Consider the following 16,973-nt stretch of genomic DNA (forward strand, 5'->3'; position numbering starts at 1 on the left):
GCCGGTCCGCCCGGCTCAGCCCGCGAGCTGGCGCGCGATGACGAGTCGCTGAATCTGGTTGGTGCCCTCGAAGATCTGGGTGATCTTCGCTTCGCGCATGTACCGCTCGACGGGGAAGTCCTGGGTGTACCCGTAGCCGCCGAACACCTGGACCGCGTCGGTGGTGACCTTCATGGCGGCGTCGGTCGCGATGAGCTTCGCGACGGAGGCGTTGCGCGAGTAGGGGAGTCCGGCGTCGCGCCGGCGGGCGGCGTCGATGTAGGTGGCGCGGGCGGAGTCGACGGCGGCGGCCATGTCGGCGAGGACGAAGCCGAGGCCCTGGTGGTCGATGATGCGCTTGCCGAATGCCTTGCGCTCCTTGGCGTATGCGACGGCGTCGTCCAGGGCGCCCTGTGCCAGGCCGACCGCGACGGCCGCGATGCCGAGGCGTCCGGAGTCGAGCGCGCTGAACGCGATGGGCAGGCCCTGTCCGGTCTTGCCGATGAGCCGCTCGGCGGGGACGAAGGCGTCGTCGTAGTGTGCGGCCGTGGTCGGGACGGCGCGCAGACCCATCTTCTCCTCGGGCTTGCCGAAGCTGAGGCCCTCGGTGTCCTTGGGGACGAGGAAGCACGAGATACCGCGGGCGCCTTCGTCGCTCGTGCGAGCGAAGAGCGTGTAGAAGTCGGCGCGGCCGCCGTTGGTGATCCACGCCTTGCTGCCGTTGACGCGGAAGCCGCCGTCCACCTCGGTGGCCCGGCACATGAGCGCGGCGGCGTCGGAGCCGGCCTGCGGTTCGGACAGGCTGTAGGCGCCGATCGTCTCGCCGCCGAGCATGTCGGGCAGCCACTTCGCCTTCTGCTCGTCGGTGCCGTGGGTGGCGAGCGCGAAACAGGACAGGCTGTGCACGCTGGTGGCGACGGCGACGGCCGCCCAGCGGGCCGCGATCTCCTCGAGGACTTGCAGGTACACCTCGTAGGGCTGGTCGCCGCCGCCGAACTCCTCCGGGTACGGGAGGCTCAGCAGCCCGGCGCGTCCGAGTGCGGGGAAGACGCCATCGGGGAACGTCTCGGTCTTCTCGCACTCGTCGACGATCGGTGCCAGCACCTTGTCCGCGACGTCGCGGGTGAGGTCGATGAGGTCGTGGGCTTCCTGGGTGGGCAGCAGGCGTTCGACGGGCACGGCGGTCTCCTCGCGGATTGACGAGATACGAAAAGTAGTACTGAAAGCGATACTGCAGTACTGTCTCGCGTATGGCAACCCCGGTGAAGATGACGGCTCGGCGCATCGCGCTGTTCGACTCGCTCGTGGCCCTGATCCTCGACGAGGGATTCGCGCACCTCACCCTCGACGACCTGGCCGCACGCCTGCACTGCTCGAAGTCCACGCTGTACCGGCTCGCGGACAGCAAGGAGCAGCTGGTGCGCGCCGCCACGGTGCACTTCTTCCGGGGTGCGACCGAGCAGGTCGAGGCGAGCCTGGCCGGTGCGGTGGGCGCCCGCGAGCGCATCCGCATGTACCTCGAGGCGGTGGGCGAGCAGTTGCGGCCGGCGTCGGCGCAGTTCATGGAGGATCTGGCCGCCGACTCGGCGGCGCGCGAGGTGTACGAGCGCAACACCCGGTTCGCGTCCCGCCGGGTCCAGGAGCTGATCACCGAAGGGGTCGCGGCGGGCGAGCTGCGGGACGCGCACGCGGCGTTCGTCGGCGACGTCGCGGCCGCCGCGATGGTGCGGATCCAGCAGCGGCAGGTGGCGGACTCGACCGGGCTCGACGATGCCGAGGCGTACCAGGAGCTGGCGATCCTGCTGACCCGCGGACTCTGATCCGGCGCTCTACGATCGGACCGGAAGGGAGCGTGGCAATGGAGCTGGATCGACCGCTGCGACTCGAGGTGATCGTCGGCAGCGTCCGCGTCAAGCGGTTTGCCCCCGTGGTCGTCGACTGGTTCCTCGAGCGTGCCCGCGCTCGCGACGCGTTCGACACCGCCGTCCTCGACCTCGCCGATATATCACTGCCGCAGGATCTTTCGCATACTGCGGAGGTGGAGGCCTTCACCGAACGCATCGGCAACGCGGACGCGTTCGTCGTCGTCACGAGCGAGTACAACCACGGCTATCCGGCGGCGCTCAAGACGGCGCTCGACACCGTCAAGTACGAGTGGCGCGCCAAGCCGATCGGTTTCGTCGCGTACGGCGGGATGTCGGGGGGACTGCGCGCGGTCGAGCAACTGCGCCAGGTGGTGGCGGAACTGCACATGGTCTCGATCCGCGAGGCGGTCAGCTTCCATCAGGCCCGCAAGCACTTCGATCCGGACGACGGTCCCGCGAACGACGCGGCCCAGCGGATGCTCACGCAGTTGGCGTGGTGGGCGGACGCGCTGCGGACGCAGCGCGAACACACCCCGTATCCGGGCTGACGCCGTCAGCGCACCGCGGCGAGTCGGGCGGACGGGCCGACCTGCCGCCCGATGAAGGCGGTCTCGGACGTGATCGTCACCAGTGCGAGGTCGACGCGCTGGTCACCGACGGTGAGCACGACCCGATCGCCGGACGCCCCCGGCTGCACGATCGCGACGTCCGGCGCGGCGGGCGGCCACATCCGCGGATCGGTGTGCACGTGGACGGTCGTCACCCCGGCCCGGGCGGGCGGTACGGGGACGCCGTCGACGACGATCGTGTCGAATCCCGTTTCCGACCGGGAGGATTCGTGTGCCGTCCGTAGCCGCATCGGGGTCGCGACGGACTCCACCAGCATTCGCCAGGCGTGCGGGCGGTCGGTGCGGACGAGGACGCGCGCGCCCGTCGCCACCGCGCGGAAGACCAACTGCTGCGCCAGGTAGAGCTCGCCCGCGACGTAGACGTTCGTGACACCGGGGCCGGTGATGCGCACGGTCAGCGCGTGTCCGTACGCGTCGGAGCCGACGAGTTGACCGCACCCGGCCACCGGCAGCCGCAACGCGTCCAGCTGCTCGGGTGTGACCGCACTCATCGGCGTCAGATCGTCGAGGTTCGCCGACGACGCGGGCAGGTGCGCCAACAGTGCGTCCCGGTGCCGTCCCTGCGCGGAGACCAGCCCGGGAATCTGCAACCGTTCCGGTGCCGCGCGGACCGTGCGGCGGAAGGCCGCACCGACCTGGACGGTGCCCGGGCTCGCGGCCGGGCGCAGCCGCAACGCCACCGTCGTGCCCAGGCTCGGCGCGGACCACACGCCCGTCAGCAGCTCCGGCGAGAGGTGGCGCGGATCCACCGCGTTCCCGACGTTCTGTACACCGCCCAGCGGCACGTGGTCCCATTCGTGCCCCATCGTGTCCGGGTGCACTCCCCGGCAGATCCGGGCGCAGGCCGATTCGATCTCGGCGGCGGACAGGATCCGGGAGCGGTATCCGGCGTCGGCGAGTGCGCGGATCACCCGGCGTGCCGCGACGGCGAGCGTCCGGGACGCGCCGTCGACGCCGCCGCCGCGACGGGCGACGGACGCCTCGTTGGCCGACGCGTCGAACCGCAGGACCACCCACACGATTCGCTGCGCGGCCGCCGGCAGCGGTCCCACGAGCGCGTCGTACACGTCGGCCGCCGGGGTGCCCGCGACCGCGCGGCTGCCGTGGCTGACGACGTCGATGCCGCTGAGGGTGACGTCGTTCTGCTCGAGGCAGCCCGCGAGAGCCGCCAGCGGCAGCTGCTCGGGTGACTCGCAGGTCTCGCGGGTCATCCGGGTCCAGCTCCGCGACGGTGGCAGCAGCTCGACCACGGCGAGGACCTGGCCGTCGACCCAGTGCAGCCCGACGGTCTCCCCGGGCGCGTGGAAGTCCTTGCCCCGACCCATGTCGGGCCGGCGGCCGAGGACGTAGTGCCACGTCGCCTCGGCCCACGACACGGGCAGCCGCCCGCCGACGCGGACGAACATGGCGGCGCACGGGATCGCCGCCACCACGGCCGCGGCCCACAGCGGCAACCCCGCCCAGAGCCCGAGCAGACAGATCGCGACCGCGAGAAGCTGCGCGACGACCACCGTCGTCACTGTGACTGCAGCCGTGTGCGGACGGCGTCCGGCACGGAATTGGTCCACGGTTCCTCCCCGATACCTGAACCAGACGGACCATCGCCCGCCGAAGTGTGCTTGCAGGCGAACTGTACTGTGTGGGTCCGTAGCGTGCGCCTGATGGGGGAGGGAACATGGCGGCACAGCCGACTACGCGATGGCAGGTCAGCGGGTACCGATTCCTGGTTCGACGGATGGAGCATGCGCTCGTGCGGCGCGACGTGCGGATGCTGCACGACCCGATGCGGGCGCAATCGCGCGCCCTGGCGGTGGGGGTGGTCGTCGCGTGCATCGGTCTCGCGGCGTGTGCGGCCCTCGCCCTGATCCGTCCGCAGGACAAGATCGGCAATGCGTCGATCGTCGTCGGAAAGGATTCGGGCGCAATGTTCGTCGTCATGGACGGCACCCTGCACCCGGTCCTGAACCTCGCCTCCGCGCGGCTCATCGTCGGGGAGTCGGCGAAGCCCGTGATGATCAAGGAATCCGAGATCGACACGAGGCCTCGCGGCGCGCTCGTCGGCATCCCCGGCGCCCCGTCGGCGCTGCCGGCGGGTGGCGACACCGAAGGGCAGCCGTGGTCGGTGTGCGACACGGTCTCGCCGGACGGACGTCGCCCGGCCACAACGACAGTCGTGGTCGGAGAACCCACGTGGGGCGACCGCGTCGGACAGCTCGACTCGGGACACGCTCTGCTGGTGTCGCAGTCGGACGCCACGTTCCTGGTGTACGACGGCCACCGCGCCCCGATCGATCTCGAGGACCAGGCGGTCACCCGCGCGCTGGGTCTCGAAGGGGCACAGCCCCGTCCGATCAGCCGCGGCATGCTCAACGCCATCCCGGAGACGCTGCCGATCGCGGCGCCTGACATCGACGGGGCCGGATCCGCGCCGAATTACGAGATCGCCGGAAGGACAGTGGGATCCGTCGTCAAGGTCAAGCGGGGAGACGACGCCCGCTACTACGTGGTGCTGCGGGACGGCGTCCAGGAGGTCAGTGAAGCGACCGCGGTCCTCGTCCATTTCTCGGACTCGCAGGGGCAGTCGGAGGTACCCACTGTCGCGCCCGACGCCCTCGCAAAGGCGCCCACGTCCCACGGACTGGACGTCGCGACGTTCCCGAGCGCCCCGCCGCGCCTCGTCGACGTCGCCGACAAGCCCGTCAGCTGCCTGACCTGGACCCCGCAGGGATCCGTCGAGGGCGACGACGCGGGTCGAGTCGACGCCACGCTGGCCGTGTCGGCCGGACGTGCGCTCCCCATCCCCGACGACGCGCGCACCGTCCGGCTCGCGCAGGCGGACGGACCCGGCGACAACGCCGACGCCGTCTACGTGCGACCCGGCAGCAGCGGATTCGTCCAGGCGACGGGCCTCGAGTCCGGCAGCTCCCGCAAGGGCGGCATGTTCTTCGTCGCCGACACCGGCGTCCGCTACGGCGTCAAGAACGCCGATGCCGCCAAGGCCCTCGGATTCGACATGCCCGGGCCGCCCGCACCGTGGCGGATCCTCGAACTCCTCGCTCCCGGACCGACACTCGGCCGCGAGGAAGCGCTCGTCGCCCACGACGGCGTCGCCCCGGACGACGCCGCCGCTCGGGTTGCCGCCGGCAACTGACCGGCTACTGCCGCGCGGTGTTTCCGGGGTACAGCGTGGGCTTCAGTTCCGCCCACGTCATGCCGCCCGCGAGGAAATGCTCGTCGGCCATCTCGTCGACGACGACCCCCTGAGTCTCTATGTCAAACCTTGGTAGGGTTGCTGCATGTCGGAAGCGTCGGCGCTGCGAGTTCCGTTGGATGAGTGCGGCCTTGCCCGAGCGGTTGCGGTGATCGGTGACCGGTGGACACTGCTCGTACTGCGCGAGGCGCACTACGGCGTCACCCGCTTCGACGAGATGCGCGCAGATATCGACATTCCCAAGGCTGCCTTGAGTATGCGACTGAAGGCGCTCGTCGACGAGGGGCTGCTCGAGAAGCGCCCGTACCGCGAGCCCGGTTCACGCACTCGGGACGAGTACCTGCTCACGACCAAGGGGCGTGAGCTGTTGCCCGCACTGATCGCGCTGATGCAGTGGGGGGACCGGCACCTGAGCACAGAAGCAGGTCCGTTGCAGTTCCGGCACACCGGGTGCGGCGGACTCGTGACCGCTCAGCTCGTATGCGAGTGCGGCAGCCCCGCAGCGACGGCCGAACTCGAGCCGCGGCTGCGCTAGGGACCGGCGCCGCCGCAGCTACATGTTGCGGCGCCGCCGCTGTTGCATGGTGCGGCGCCGCCGCAGTGGGTACGACGCGAGGACGCCGAGCAGCACGACCGCGGCGATCCCGCCCGTCGCGGCCAACGCCACCGTGCGCGGGCGGGTGTCCGGTGTCGGAGCCGGAGCGGGCGCTTCGACGGGCGTCGAGCGCGCCGCGTCGACGGCAACGGCGTCCACGGGCAGGTCCGCGCTCACCGCGGCCGCCGGATCGACCACACCGTGACCGACGAACGGATTCCATCCCTCGGCCGGCGCCTGTGCCGTGGCCTCGATGCGCGCGATCACCTGCTGCGCCGTCAGCTGCGGGTGCCGGGCGCGCACCAGCGCGGCGGTCGCCGCGACGAGCGGCGCGGCGAAACTCGTTCCGTCGAAAGGTCTCTGCTCTCCCTGCGACGTCAGCCACTGCTGCGTCTGACCGCGACCGTCCGAGTTCAGCGACACGATCCCGGTACCCGGTGCCGCGACGTCGACCCACGGCCCGCCGAGGCTGAAGTTCGAGGCCGAGCCGTCCGGGTTCACCGAACCGACCGTCAGCACGTAGTCGTCGTACCAGGCGGGCGTCGCGATCATCGACACCGAGTCCCATTGATTCGCATGCGGGTTCAGCGGATCGAGCGGCGGATTCTGCGTCGCGCACCCACCCGAGCCGTAGTTGCCGGCGGCCGCCACCACGACGACGTTCTTGACGGTCGCCGCATACTGGACCGCGGCGCCGAGCGACTGGTCTCCGATGCCGTCGGCGGCCGACCGGCACGCCACCTCCGAGATGTTGATGACCGTCGCACCCATGTCGGCCGCCTGCCGCACGGCCATCGCCATGGTCTGGGTGTTGCCGTATCCGGTCGAGTTCTGCACGTCGTTCGGGTCGTCCCGCCGCCGCGCCTCGGAGAAGTTCGCGCTCGACTGTCGGATCGTGATGATTCGAGCGTCGGGAGCACCGCCGGAGAATCCCGATCCGGGGACCGGTGCGGCCGCGATGAGCCCAGCGACGATCGTGCCGTGCGCGTCGCAGTCCCCGGTCCCGTCCCCGTTCGAGACGTAGTCGCCTCCGGGGATCAGACCGGGAAGACGCGCGTGCCGGCTCACCCCGGTGTCGATGACCGCCACGGTCTGTCCCTGGCCGCGGGTCAGCGGCCACACCGAGCCGAAATCCATCGAGTGCTGGGGCAGCGGTACATCCGGGCTGTCGCCCATCGGCAGCGCCACTGCGCACGCGTTGCGCTGTTCGGTAGGTGCGAGCGGTGCCGGACGCGACGGCGGTGGCAGCCTGCCGGGATCCACCGGCGCGGGAACGACGGCGCCCCCGACACCCGGCCCCAACGATGCGGTCAACCCGACCAGGACGGTGACGACCGACGCCCGGAGCAGTCGAAGTCGTGCGGTGCCCGCCACGATCCCGCTCACAACCCTCTGATCGCGGAGAAGAGTCCGGACACCCAACACGCCAGCGGGACGACGGCCGCGATCGCGGCGTAGTCCAGCAGTTCGGTCGCACGCCGCTGCACGGGCGAGAAGTTCTTCCGCGGGGCGAGGATTCCGAGCGCCAGCGCCCCGAGCACGACCAGCACCGCGGTGGCGAACAGCCCGAGCGCCGCCTCCGGAACGGCGACCGCCGTTGCGGCGCACAGGAGCACGAGGATCGCGCCGCCGCCGCAGATCAGCGGGACCGCCTGCTCCGCTGCGCTGAACGTGCGACCGCGGAACATCAGTACGGTCGCGGCGGCGACCGCGAGTGCCGCTCCCGGCCAGTAGATCCCGGAGCCGGACGTCGGAACGGCCGCGGCGAGCACACCGAAACCGGTGAGCAACGTCATCGCGCAGACCAGCCCGGTGAGGAACCGTCGCGCGCGGTCCGCGCGTGCGGCGACGGACTCGAACGAGGGCACACTGCGCGTGTCGTCGGGGTCGTCCTCGGCCGGATCGACCGACGTCCCCGGAGCCGGGACCGGCGGAAGCGGGAGCTTCGCGAGCAGCATCGCCATGCGGGGCGCGACCACCAGCCCGGTCAGCGCGGCGCCGGCGAGCAACGCGCTGACGGTGCGCAACGGTTGATCGGTGAGAGTGGCCGCGAGGGCCGCGACGGACCCGAACAGTGACACGGCCGCGGTGGCGGTGAACACGGTGTGTCCCACTCCGCTCGCGCGCAGCGCGAGTACCGCTGTGGCCCCGACCATCACGAGTCCCAGGAGGACGTGCGGCGCCCCGCGATCACCGGGCACCAGCAGCATTCCCGACGCGAACGCCACCGGCAGTGCCGCGCTGCCGAGGGTGACTGCCGCGCCGGAATCCCCGTAGACCCGGCTCCCGACGGCTCCCGCAACCAGGAACAACACGAGCGTCAGCAGCGCGCACCCGGCTCCGACGAGTGACTGGATCGAACCGTCGACCTGGAGCAGGGCGACGGAGCCGGCCACCGTTGCGGCGATCGCGATCGCGGAACCGGTCAGGCGCGCGATTCGGGGCGTCCAGGGGTGCGTGTGGCCCGTGTCCGCGACGGCGACGTTGTACATGATGTCGTCGAACAACGGCGGGGGAGGGCTGGCCTCGACGCTGTCGAACACCAGCAGCTCGCCGTCGAGGACGCCGTGCTCCTGCAGGCTCAGCGCCGGCGACAGCGGCGGCGTTCCGAGCCTGGACAGGGTCCACCGGACCGGCTCGGTGCGCTCCTCGGCGGCGTCGAAGTCGTTGGCGGCGCTGTGCTTCCGGACGAGGTCGGCGATGCCCGGGATCAGGAGCTCGACGGGGACCGCGTTCGGCAGCGCGAGATCGATCTGGGTGTGCGGAGCGACGATCGTGAGCCGACACAGATCGGCCGATCCTCGCGGCCGCGATCCTCCGCCGACTGCGTGCTCGGCAGGCAGAACTGTCACGATCATCCCCCCGGATCCCGCGATCGGGATCCCCACCCGAACCGCTCGCTTCGAAACATCGGCACCATACCTGGTGGTGGTCCCCGCCCTCCACGGTGTGCATCGTCGGTGCGGTGCTGTAGTTTCTCAGTTCGCGAGTCCGTAGCCCGTGGGGGGTGACTCGGCGCGGTCGAGGGGACCGGGCCGGGCAGGGGCTGGCCTTGTTCTGGGGGTGGAAGCATGGGCACCGTGCACTTCGTGCGCCGGGCACGTCGGGAGGCTCCGCGCACGCCGGGCGGCGAGGTGAGCCTCCAGACGCCGCCTGAGATTCCCCGGATCACACCCGGCAACCTGATGACCAAGCTGTTGCCGCTCGTCATGGTCGCCGCCATGGTCGGCATGACGGCGCTGATGTTCACCTCCGGCATGGCCACGAACCCGATGTCACTGATGTTCCCGGTGATGATGTTGGTGTCGATGGTCGGCATGCTCGCGGGCTCGGGTCGCGGCGGCGGACCGAAGGCGGCCGAGGCGAACGAGGACCGCAAGGACTACCTGCGCTACCTCGACCAACTGCGGCGCGACGCCCTCGACACCGGGACGCAGCAGCGCAAGGCGCTCGAGTGGAGCCATCCGGACCCGGGGACGCTGTGGACGCTGACCGGAACGGTCCGGATGTGGGAGCGGCGCACCACCGACCCCGACTACGGCCACGTGCGGGTCGGTCGGGGCAGTCAGCGCCTCGCGACCCGGCTGATCCCACCGGAGACCGGGCCGGTCGAGGATCTCGAGCCGGTGGCCGCGGTGTCGTTGCGCCGGTTCGTGCGTGCCCATTCGGTGGTGGCGGACCTGCCGACGGCGGTGTCGTTGCGTGGGTTCGCGGCGATATCCGTCGACGGTGACAGGGCGGGGGCGCGCGGACTGGTCCGGGCGATGCTGGTGCAACTGTGCACGTTCCACGGACCCGATCAGCTGCAGATCGCGGTGGTGTGCGGACCCGACACCGCCGCGGAGTGGGACTGGGTCAAGTGGCTGCCGCACGCGCAGCACCCGGACATGTCCGACGGTGTGGGGCCCGCGCGGATGATGTACGGGTCGGTGATCGAACTCGAATCAGCTCTGGGACAGCAGTTCTCGATGCGCGGACGTTTCTCGCGGAGCGCGCCCCCGACCCCGGGGGTGCCGCAGATCGTGGTGGTGATCGACGGGGGGATCCTCGAAGGCGACAGCGGCCTCGTCACGGACGGCGGACTGGATTCGGTGACGCTGCTCGACCTGAGCGGACACTGCCCGCGGCTCACGGCCACCCGCGGTCTGCAGCTCGTGACGACGGACGGTGCGCTCGGTGCGCGGAGCGGTGCGGGGGTCGAGACGTTCGCGACCGCGGACGCGCTGACGCCGCAGGAGGCGCTGTCCGCGGCCCGGCGACTCGCACCGTTCCGGATCGCCGCCCGCACCGCGACCGACACGGGCGACGACGACGGCGCACCGGTCGCGACGGGGTGGAATCGTCTGCTCGGGCTGGGCGACGTCGGCCGCTTCGATCCCGTCCAGGGGTGGGTGCCGAGGCACGGCCGCGATCGGCTCCGCGTCCCGATCGGTGTCGGGGTCGACGGCGGTCCCGTCGAACTGGATCTCAAGGAGGCGGCCGAGAACGGCATGGGCCCGCACGGTCTGTGCATCGGCGCCACCGGATCCGGCAAGTCGGAGTTCCTGCGCACCCTGGTGCTGGGTCTGCTCGCGACCCACTCTCCCGACGCGCTGAACCTGGTCCTCGTCGACTTCAAGGGCGGTGCGACCTTCCTGGGTCTCGAGGACGCGCCGCACGTGGCCGCGGTCATCACCAACCTCGCCGAGGAGCTGGCGATGGTGGATCGCATGAAGGACGCGCTCGCCGGTGAGATGAATCGGCGGCAGGAACTGCTCCGGGCCGCCGGCAACTTCGCCAACGTCACCGACTACGAGAAGGCGCGCAGCGCGGGCGCGGATCTGGCGCCGCTGCCGGCCCTGTTCATCGTGGTGGACGAGTTCTCCGAACTGCTCAGCCAGCAGCCCGAGTTCGCCGAGCTGTTCGTGGCGATCGGTCGCCTCGGTCGCTCGCTGCACATGCACCTGTTGCTCGCGAGCCAGCGGCTCGAGGAGGGCAAGCTGCGCGGTCTCGACAGCCACCTGTCCTACCGGATCGGTCTGAAGACGTTCTCGGCCAACGAGTCCCGGACCGTGCTCGGCGTGCCCGACGCCTACCACCTGCCGGCATCGCCCGGCGCCGGCTACCTCAAGTGCGATTCCGCGGAGATCGTGCGCTTCCAGGCCTCGTACGTCTCCGGCCCCTACGAGAGCGAGCGGGTCCGTCGATCCACGGGTGGGAACGTGCCGAACCTCGACCTGCGACCGCGCCCGTTCACCGCGTCGCCGGTCGCCCTGCCCGCGTTCGAGGAACCGGTGGTCCCGATCGAACCGGATCCGGTGCCCGCCAGTGACGGCGACCAGCGCTCCGTCCTCGAGGTCCTCGTCGATCGCATCCGCGGACGGGGGCCGGCCGCGCACGAGGTGTGGCTGCCGCCGCTCGACGTCGCGCCGACGCTCGACCAGATCCTGCCGCCCGCCGCCGTCACGGAATCGGTTCCCGCGGTGAGTTCGCTGCGGGCGCCGATCGGCGTGATCGATCGACCGTTCGACCAGCGTCGGGACCTGCTGGTGACCGACCTGTCGGGGGCGACCGGCAACGTAGCCGTCGTGGGTGGTCCGCAGTCCGGCAAGTCGACGCTGCTGCGGACGCTCATCATGTCGATGGCGGCCACGCATTCGCCGCGACAGGTGCAGTTCTACTGCCTCGACTTCGGTGGCGGCACGCTGTCGGGTCTGGCGGGTCTCCCGCACGTCGGTTCGGTCGCGAACCGACTCGACGTCGACCTGGTGCGGCGCACGGTGGCCGAGATGGCGACCCTGGTGCGTCAGCGGGAGCGACGCTTCCGGGAGCTCGGCATCGAGTCGATGGCGGACTTCCGGCGCCTCCGCGGCGGCGGCGAGGGGCCCGCGGCGGCGGGCGCGGCGGAGGACCCGTTCGGGGATGCCTTCCTCGTCATCGACGGCTGGCCGAGCATCCGGCAGGATTTCGAGGCGCTCGAAGCGCAGATCAGTGCCCTTGCCGGGCAGGGACTCTCGTTCGGCGTGCACGTGGTGCTGGCGACTCCGCGCTGGGCCGACATCCGGCCCGCGCTCAAGGATCAGCTCGGTACGAGAATCGAACTGCGGTTGGGTGATCCGGCGGACTCCGATGTCGGCCGCGCGAAGGCGATGCTGGTCCCGTCCGGGCGACCGGGGCGCGGTATCACCCGTGAGGGACTGCACCTGCTCGTCGCCCTGCCCCGGCTCGACGGGGTCTGCCGCACCGACGATCTCGGTTCCGGGGTGGCCGGTGCCGTCGCCCACCTCGGGGCCGCTCGCTCCGGTCCGGGGGCACCACTGGTGCGGATGCTGCCCGATCGGATTCCGCGGGAGGACGTGCTCGCGGCCGCCGCGGGGCACTGGCCGGCTCCCGTCGCACCGGGTGGGGCGTGCCTGTCGGTGCCGATCGGCATCGACGAGGCCGAACTCGCGCCGGTCTACCTCGATTTCGCGGATCAGGCGCACTTCCTCGTGTTCGGTGACAGCGCGTGCGGCAAGACGACGCTGCTGCGCGGAATCTGCCTCGGGCTGATGGAGTCGAACACGCCGCAGCAGGCGAAGCTGATCATCGGCGACTACCGGCGCACCATGCTCGGGGTGGTCGAGGGCGATCACCTGGCCGGATACGCGGCCTCGGCAACGACGTTCACGACGATGATGAACGATCTCGCGGGCATCCTCGCGAGCCGCATGCCCGGACCGGACACCACGCAGCAGCAGCTGCGGGAGCGGTCCTGGTGGTCGGGCCCGGAGATCTACGTCGTCGTCGACGACTACGACCTCGTCGCGACGTCGAGCGGCAATCCGTTGACCCCGCTGCTCGACTACCTCGCGCACGCGAAGGACCTCGGCCTGCACCTGATCGTCGCCAGACGGTCCGGTGGCGCGTCACGGGCGCTCTACGAACCGGTGATCGCGCGGATGCGCGACCTCGTGCCGGCCGGCATGGTGATGAGCGGCAGCCGGGACGAGGGCAACCTGATCGGCACGGTCCGGCCCAGCGAGCAGCCACCGGGACGCGGCACTTTCGTCGCCCGGAGCGGAACCTCCCTGGTTCAGCTCGCGTGGTTGCCGCAGTTGTGACCGCGGCGAGCCTGCACCTCGCCGACGGCGCGGTCTGGGTGGCGTCCCCGTCCGGGGTCGTCCGGGTGCCGGACGAGTCGATCGGGCACTGCCTCGAGTGCATCGACGACCGGTACGTCCTCGTCGGGGCCCGGCCGGTCGCCACCGTCGACATCCTCGCGGCGTCGCTCCATCGTGCACTCGGAACGGGAACGAGGGGAACGGGATTCGTTGCCGCTGTGACCGTGACCTACCCGTCCCACTGGGGATCGTTCCGGCGTGGCGTGCTCGAGTCGGCCGCGCGCCGATTCGCCCACACGGTGTCGCTCGTGCCGGTGGCACTCGCGGTGCCGGCCCCTGAGGGCTGCGCGCGTTGGGTGGTCCTCGAGTGCGCGCCGCTGTGGACCGCCGCCAGCCTGGTCGAGCGGGGCGACCGCGGCGAGCCGGCCGTGGTTGCGTGCGAACTCGCATCGGACACCGGCAGTCTCGATCTCCGTGACCATCCTGACCGCGTCGTCGTGCTCGACCGATTGGTGCGCACGGTCGCCGGTGAGCAGCCGGTCGAGGTCGTGCTCGTCAGCGGTGCGGAAGACCCCGAGCTCGCCAAGACTCTCACCGCCGGAATCGAATCGACGGTCGTGGTCGTCGCGGATGTGGATCTGGTGCGCCGGCCCACGGCGGCGGCCGTCGCGCCGGACGAGGGGAACGAAGCTGCCGCCGCGTGGCTCGATCACGCTCCGACCACCCCGCGGCGCGGACAGGGGCGCACCGTCCTCGCGACAGTCGGCGTCCTCGTCGTGGCGGCGGTCGTCGGCACCGCCCTCGCGGTGTGGCAGCCGTGGACCCGAACGCGCGTCTCCGACGTCGCTGAACCGTTGCGGCGCTTCGAAATCGGGCCAGTGAGCGTGCAACTGCCGGACCGGTGGAGTCCGGAGATCAAACCGGGTCGCCTCGATCTGACGCCCACGGGGGTCAGCGGGCGCCGCATCGTTCTCGTTCCCACCGACGTCGCCGCGGGCTCGGACCAGGCCGAGGTGGCGCGTGCGCTCGCGCGTCGGATCGGCGACCGCGGTCCCGACGGTCCCTTCTCTGAGTTCGACCCGGACGCCGAGTTCGCCGGCCGGCGGGGGATCTCGTACGTGGAGTCGCCGGACGACCGATCACGCGTCCGCTGGCACGTCCTCGTCGAGGACGGCGTGCAAGTGAGCGTGGGCTGCCAGTTCCGGGACGGTGAGTGGGACGCGTTGGCGGCGGATTGCGAGCAGGCCGTCCGCAGCGTCGAGGTGGGTGCGGCCTGAGAACGCCGTCCCCGGAAAAAGTTCCGGGATGGATGGAACCGAATCGGCGCATGCGTGCGTCCAACCAGATGTAGGCGCGAACTGGCTGCGACGAGTCCCTGGGGGGATCGGTGGCGGGACGCGGAAGTGGGACGACGATGCCGAGCGCATCCGAGTGCATCCGAAGGAGTCGAAGTGAGCGATCAGATGAAGACCACCGTCGAGACAATGGAGGCCACCTCGCGTCGCGTCAGCGACGTGCGGAGTGAGATCCAGGGTCTGCTGAGCACGCTCAAGGGCGAGGTCGACGCTATCCGTGGTGGCTGGGAGGGCTCCGCAGCCATCGCGTTCCAGAACCTCATGGAGGGGTGGGACGCCAACTCGACCAAGCTCAATCAGGCACTCCAGAACATCAGCGAGAACATCAAGTCGAACAGCGTCTCGTACGACGCCGCGCAGCAGGATCACACGAGCTCACTCAACAACGTCGCGAGCAGCCTGAACATGGGCTGATCATCTCGATCGCCCGAATTCCCAGACCAGTACCGACAGGAGCAGTCAGTCATGACCATGCGTTATTCGTTCGCGCAGATCGAGCAGCTCAAGGCTCGGATCGATCAGATCCAGGCCGAGATGAACGGCAAGCTCGACGACCTCAAGGCCCACATCGCGCCGATGGTCGCGGAGTGGGAGGGCTCGGCCTCCGAGGCCTACCAGGCGCAGCAGGCCCAGTGGGACTCGTCGGCGCTCGAGCTCAACCAGATTCTCGATGCCGTCGGTCGTGTCGTCGGGCAGGGCAATGCGGACATGCAGCAGGTGAACACCGCCGCTGCCAACAGCTGGCAGACGTAGTCCTACTACGCCAGACAGCGTGTGCCCCGACGGAGGAGAGCCGTCGGGGCACACGCGTATCCACCCCCGAGAACGATTGCCGCCGACTGCGGGTCGGCGGATACTGGCCTGACCCGAAAGCGGTGGCGCGTGGCGCCGAGCCGGGAGGCGGACGATATGACGGCTGGACATCACCTCGATGCGGAACTCGTGCCGGTCACGGCCGATACCACGGCGGAACTCTCGCGGGCCGACGCGCGCAGCGCGCACAACTACAGCCCACTCCCGGTCGTGATCACGTCGGGCTGCGGTGCCTGGGTGCGCGGCATCGACGGCATCGACTATCTCGACGTGCTCGCCGGCTACTCGGCGCTGAACTTCGGCCACTCCCACCCGGAACTGGTCGAGATCGCGCGCGTGCAGATCGGTCGGCTCGCGCTCACCAGCCGCGCATTCCAGCACGACCGGTTCGCCGAGTTCTGTGCCGACGTCGCCCGGCTGTGCCGCAAGGATGCGGTGCTGCCGATGAACACCGGCGCGGAGGCCGTGGAGACCGCGCTCAAACTCGCGCGTAAGTGGGGCTACGACGTCAAGGGTGTTCCCGACGACCGGGCTGAGATCGTCACGTGCGCCGGCAACTTCCACGGCCGCACGATCGGGATCGTCGGTTTCTCGTCGGATCCGGACGCGCGCGGTGGCTTCGGTCCGTTCCCGCCGGGATTCCCGTCGGTCGAGTACGGCAGCCTCGTCGCGCTGGCGGATGCGATCACCGACAACACCGTCGCGGTTCTCGTCGAACCGATCCAGGGCGAGGCGGGTGTCCTGGTGCCCCCGGACGGTTACCTCGCGGGTGTGCGGAGGCTGTGCGACGACCACGGCATCCTGATGCTGGCCGACGAGATCCAGAGCGGACTGGGCCGGACCGGGGACACGTTCGCGTGCGACCGCGAGAGCGTCGTCCCCGACGTCTACATCCTGGGGAAGGCGCTCGGCGGCGGGATCGTCCCGGTGTCCGCCGTGGTCGCCGATCGCGATGTCATGGACGTCATCCATCCGGGCCAGCACGGCAGCACGTTCGGGGGTAACCCGCTGGCATGCGCGGTCGGCAGCGGCGTCGTCCGCCTCCTCGAGACCGGCATCTACCAGCGGCGCAGCCGAGAACTCGGGGCGTACCTGCACGAGATGCTGGGACAGTTGCCCGCCGACCGGGTGGCGGAGGTGCGCGGCCGGGGCCTGTGGGCCGGCGTCCAGCTGACGCAAGGGCAGCCGCCGGCCCGCGTGATCTGCGAGCGCCTGCTGGCCCGGCGGGTTCTCGCGAAGGACGCCCACGAGGGCACGATCCGGATCGCGCCGCCGCTCGTGATCAGTCGTGAGGACCTGACGTGGGCCGTCGAACGCCTCGCGGACGCGCTCGCTGGATAGCGGGCACTTTTGACCCTGGTCGACCCGAGCCGGTATCGTTCTACGTCGGCGTGCCGTCTCTCGCCTCGCTCTCGTGCGTGGTGAGAAGTCGTTCCCGGGTCTC

13 protein-coding genes are annotated in these 16,973 nt (G+C 70.6%); 9 read left to right on the top strand and 4 right to left on the bottom strand.

Annotated features, from left to right (window positions below):
* Positions 1 to 15 precede the first annotated feature (15 nt).
* Entirely contained in the window at positions 16 to 1,158 is a 1,143-nt protein-coding gene (locus tag ABI214_RS20265; RefSeq protein ID WP_348604263.1) for an acyl-CoA dehydrogenase family protein, read from the bottom strand.
* A gap of 71 nt (positions 1,159 to 1,229) precedes the next feature.
* On the opposite strand from ABI214_RS20265, the gene ABI214_RS20270 reads away from it, so the two are divergent.
* On the top strand, positions 1,230 to 1,799 hold the full coding sequence (locus ABI214_RS20270; protein WP_348604264.1) for a TetR/AcrR family transcriptional regulator: 570 nt from the start codon (positions 1,230 to 1,232) through the stop codon (positions 1,797 to 1,799).
* Positions 1,800 to 1,837: 38 nt separating this feature from the next.
* On the top strand, positions 1,838 to 2,392 hold the full coding sequence (locus ABI214_RS20275; RefSeq protein WP_348604265.1) for an NADPH-dependent FMN reductase: 555 nt from the start codon (positions 1,838 to 1,840) through the stop codon (positions 2,390 to 2,392).
* A gap of 5 nt (positions 2,393 to 2,397) precedes the next feature.
* Here the strand turns inward: ABI214_RS20275 and eccE are convergent, their stop codons facing one another.
* The gene (gene eccE / locus ABI214_RS20280) at positions 2,398 to 4,041 is read right to left on the bottom strand and encodes a type VII secretion protein EccE (RefSeq protein ID WP_348604266.1); all 1,644 of its coding nucleotides are present in this window, start codon (positions 4,039 to 4,041) and stop codon (positions 2,398 to 2,400) included.
* 107 nt (positions 4,042 to 4,148) lie between these two features.
* Here eccE and eccB point away from each other — a divergent pair, with 107 nt between their 5' ends.
* Positions 4,149 to 5,624, top strand: a complete 1,476-nt coding sequence (gene eccB / locus ABI214_RS20285) for a type VII secretion protein EccB (RefSeq protein WP_348604267.1) — start codon at positions 4,149 to 4,151, stop codon at positions 5,622 to 5,624.
* A gap of 145 nt (positions 5,625 to 5,769) precedes the next feature.
* Entirely contained in the window at positions 5,770 to 6,219 is a 450-nt protein-coding gene (locus ABI214_RS20290) for a winged helix-turn-helix transcriptional regulator (protein ID WP_348604268.1), read from the top strand.
* An 18-nt stretch (positions 6,220 to 6,237) separates the two neighbouring features.
* Here ABI214_RS20290 and mycP read toward each other — a convergent pair whose 3' ends face one another.
* Entirely contained in the window at positions 6,238 to 7,653 is a 1,416-nt protein-coding gene (mycP, locus tag ABI214_RS20295; RefSeq protein WP_348604269.1) for a type VII secretion-associated serine protease mycosin, read from the bottom strand.
* Between the two features lie 8 nt (positions 7,654 to 7,661).
* Positions 7,662 to 9,137 carry a type VII secretion integral membrane protein EccD gene (gene eccD, locus ABI214_RS20300; protein ID WP_408586175.1) on the bottom strand — a complete coding sequence of 492 codons (1,476 nt, stop codon included), beginning with the start codon at positions 9,135 to 9,137 and terminating at the stop codon, positions 7,662 to 7,664.
* Positions 9,138 to 9,350: 213 nt separating this feature from the next.
* Here eccD and eccCa point away from each other — a divergent pair, with 213 nt between their 5' ends.
* The 5 genes from eccCa (at position 9,351) to rocD (ending at position 16,870) form a co-directional block, all read left to right on the top strand.
* Positions 9,351 to 13,361 carry a type VII secretion protein EccCa gene (gene eccCa, locus ABI214_RS20305; protein WP_348604271.1) on the top strand — a complete coding sequence of 1,337 codons (4,011 nt, stop codon included), beginning with the start codon at positions 9,351 to 9,353 and terminating at the stop codon, positions 13,359 to 13,361.
* On the top strand, positions 13,343 to 14,638 hold the full coding sequence (locus ABI214_RS20310) for a type VII secretion-associated protein (protein WP_348604272.1): 1,296 nt from the start codon (positions 13,343 to 13,345) through the stop codon (positions 14,636 to 14,638). Before eccCa ends, ABI214_RS20310 begins: the two co-directional genes overlap by 19 nt.
* Before the next feature lie 174 nt (positions 14,639 to 14,812).
* Entirely contained in the window at positions 14,813 to 15,130 is a 318-nt protein-coding gene (locus ABI214_RS20315) for a WXG100 family type VII secretion target (RefSeq protein ID WP_348604273.1), read from the top strand.
* Positions 15,131 to 15,181: 51 nt separating this feature from the next.
* Entirely contained in the window at positions 15,182 to 15,469 is a 288-nt protein-coding gene (locus ABI214_RS20320; RefSeq protein ID WP_348604274.1) for a WXG100 family type VII secretion target, read from the top strand.
* A 156-nt stretch (positions 15,470 to 15,625) separates the two neighbouring features.
* Positions 15,626 to 16,870 carry an ornithine--oxo-acid transaminase gene (gene rocD / locus ABI214_RS20325; RefSeq protein WP_348604275.1) on the top strand — a complete coding sequence of 415 codons (1,245 nt, stop codon included), beginning with the start codon at positions 15,626 to 15,628 and terminating at the stop codon, positions 16,868 to 16,870.
* The last annotated feature ends 103 nt before the right edge of the window (positions 16,871 to 16,973 follow it).

The organism is Prescottella soli, from assembly GCF_040024445.1.
Taxonomy (GTDB): Bacteria; Actinomycetota; Actinomycetes; order Mycobacteriales; family Mycobacteriaceae; genus Prescottella; species Prescottella soli.

What these genes read in the sequence shown, in the direction of transcription:
- eccD (WP_408586175.1), bottom strand. Translation starts at nt 9,137, where the DNA reads ATGATCGTGACAGTTCTGCCTGCCGAGCACGCAGTCGGCGGAGGATCG.
- ABI214_RS20320 (WP_348604274.1), top strand. Translation starts at nt 15,182, where the DNA reads ATGACCATGCGTTATTCGTTCGCGCAGATCGAGCAGCTCAAGGCTCGG.
- ABI214_RS20270 (WP_348604264.1), top strand. Translation starts at nt 1,230, where the DNA reads ATGGCAACCCCGGTGAAGATGACGGCTCGGCGCATCGCGCTGTTCGAC.
- eccB (WP_348604267.1), top strand. Translation starts at nt 4,149, where the DNA reads ATGGCGGCACAGCCGACTACGCGATGGCAGGTCAGCGGGTACCGATTC.
- eccCa (WP_348604271.1), top strand. Translation starts at nt 9,351, where the DNA reads ATGGGCACCGTGCACTTCGTGCGCCGGGCACGTCGGGAGGCTCCGCGC.
- ABI214_RS20275 (WP_348604265.1), top strand. Translation starts at nt 1,838, where the DNA reads ATGGAGCTGGATCGACCGCTGCGACTCGAGGTGATCGTCGGCAGCGTC.
- rocD (WP_348604275.1), top strand. Translation starts at nt 15,626, where the DNA reads ATGACGGCTGGACATCACCTCGATGCGGAACTCGTGCCGGTCACGGCC.
- ABI214_RS20290 (WP_348604268.1), top strand. Translation starts at nt 5,770, where the DNA reads ATGTCGGAAGCGTCGGCGCTGCGAGTTCCGTTGGATGAGTGCGGCCTT.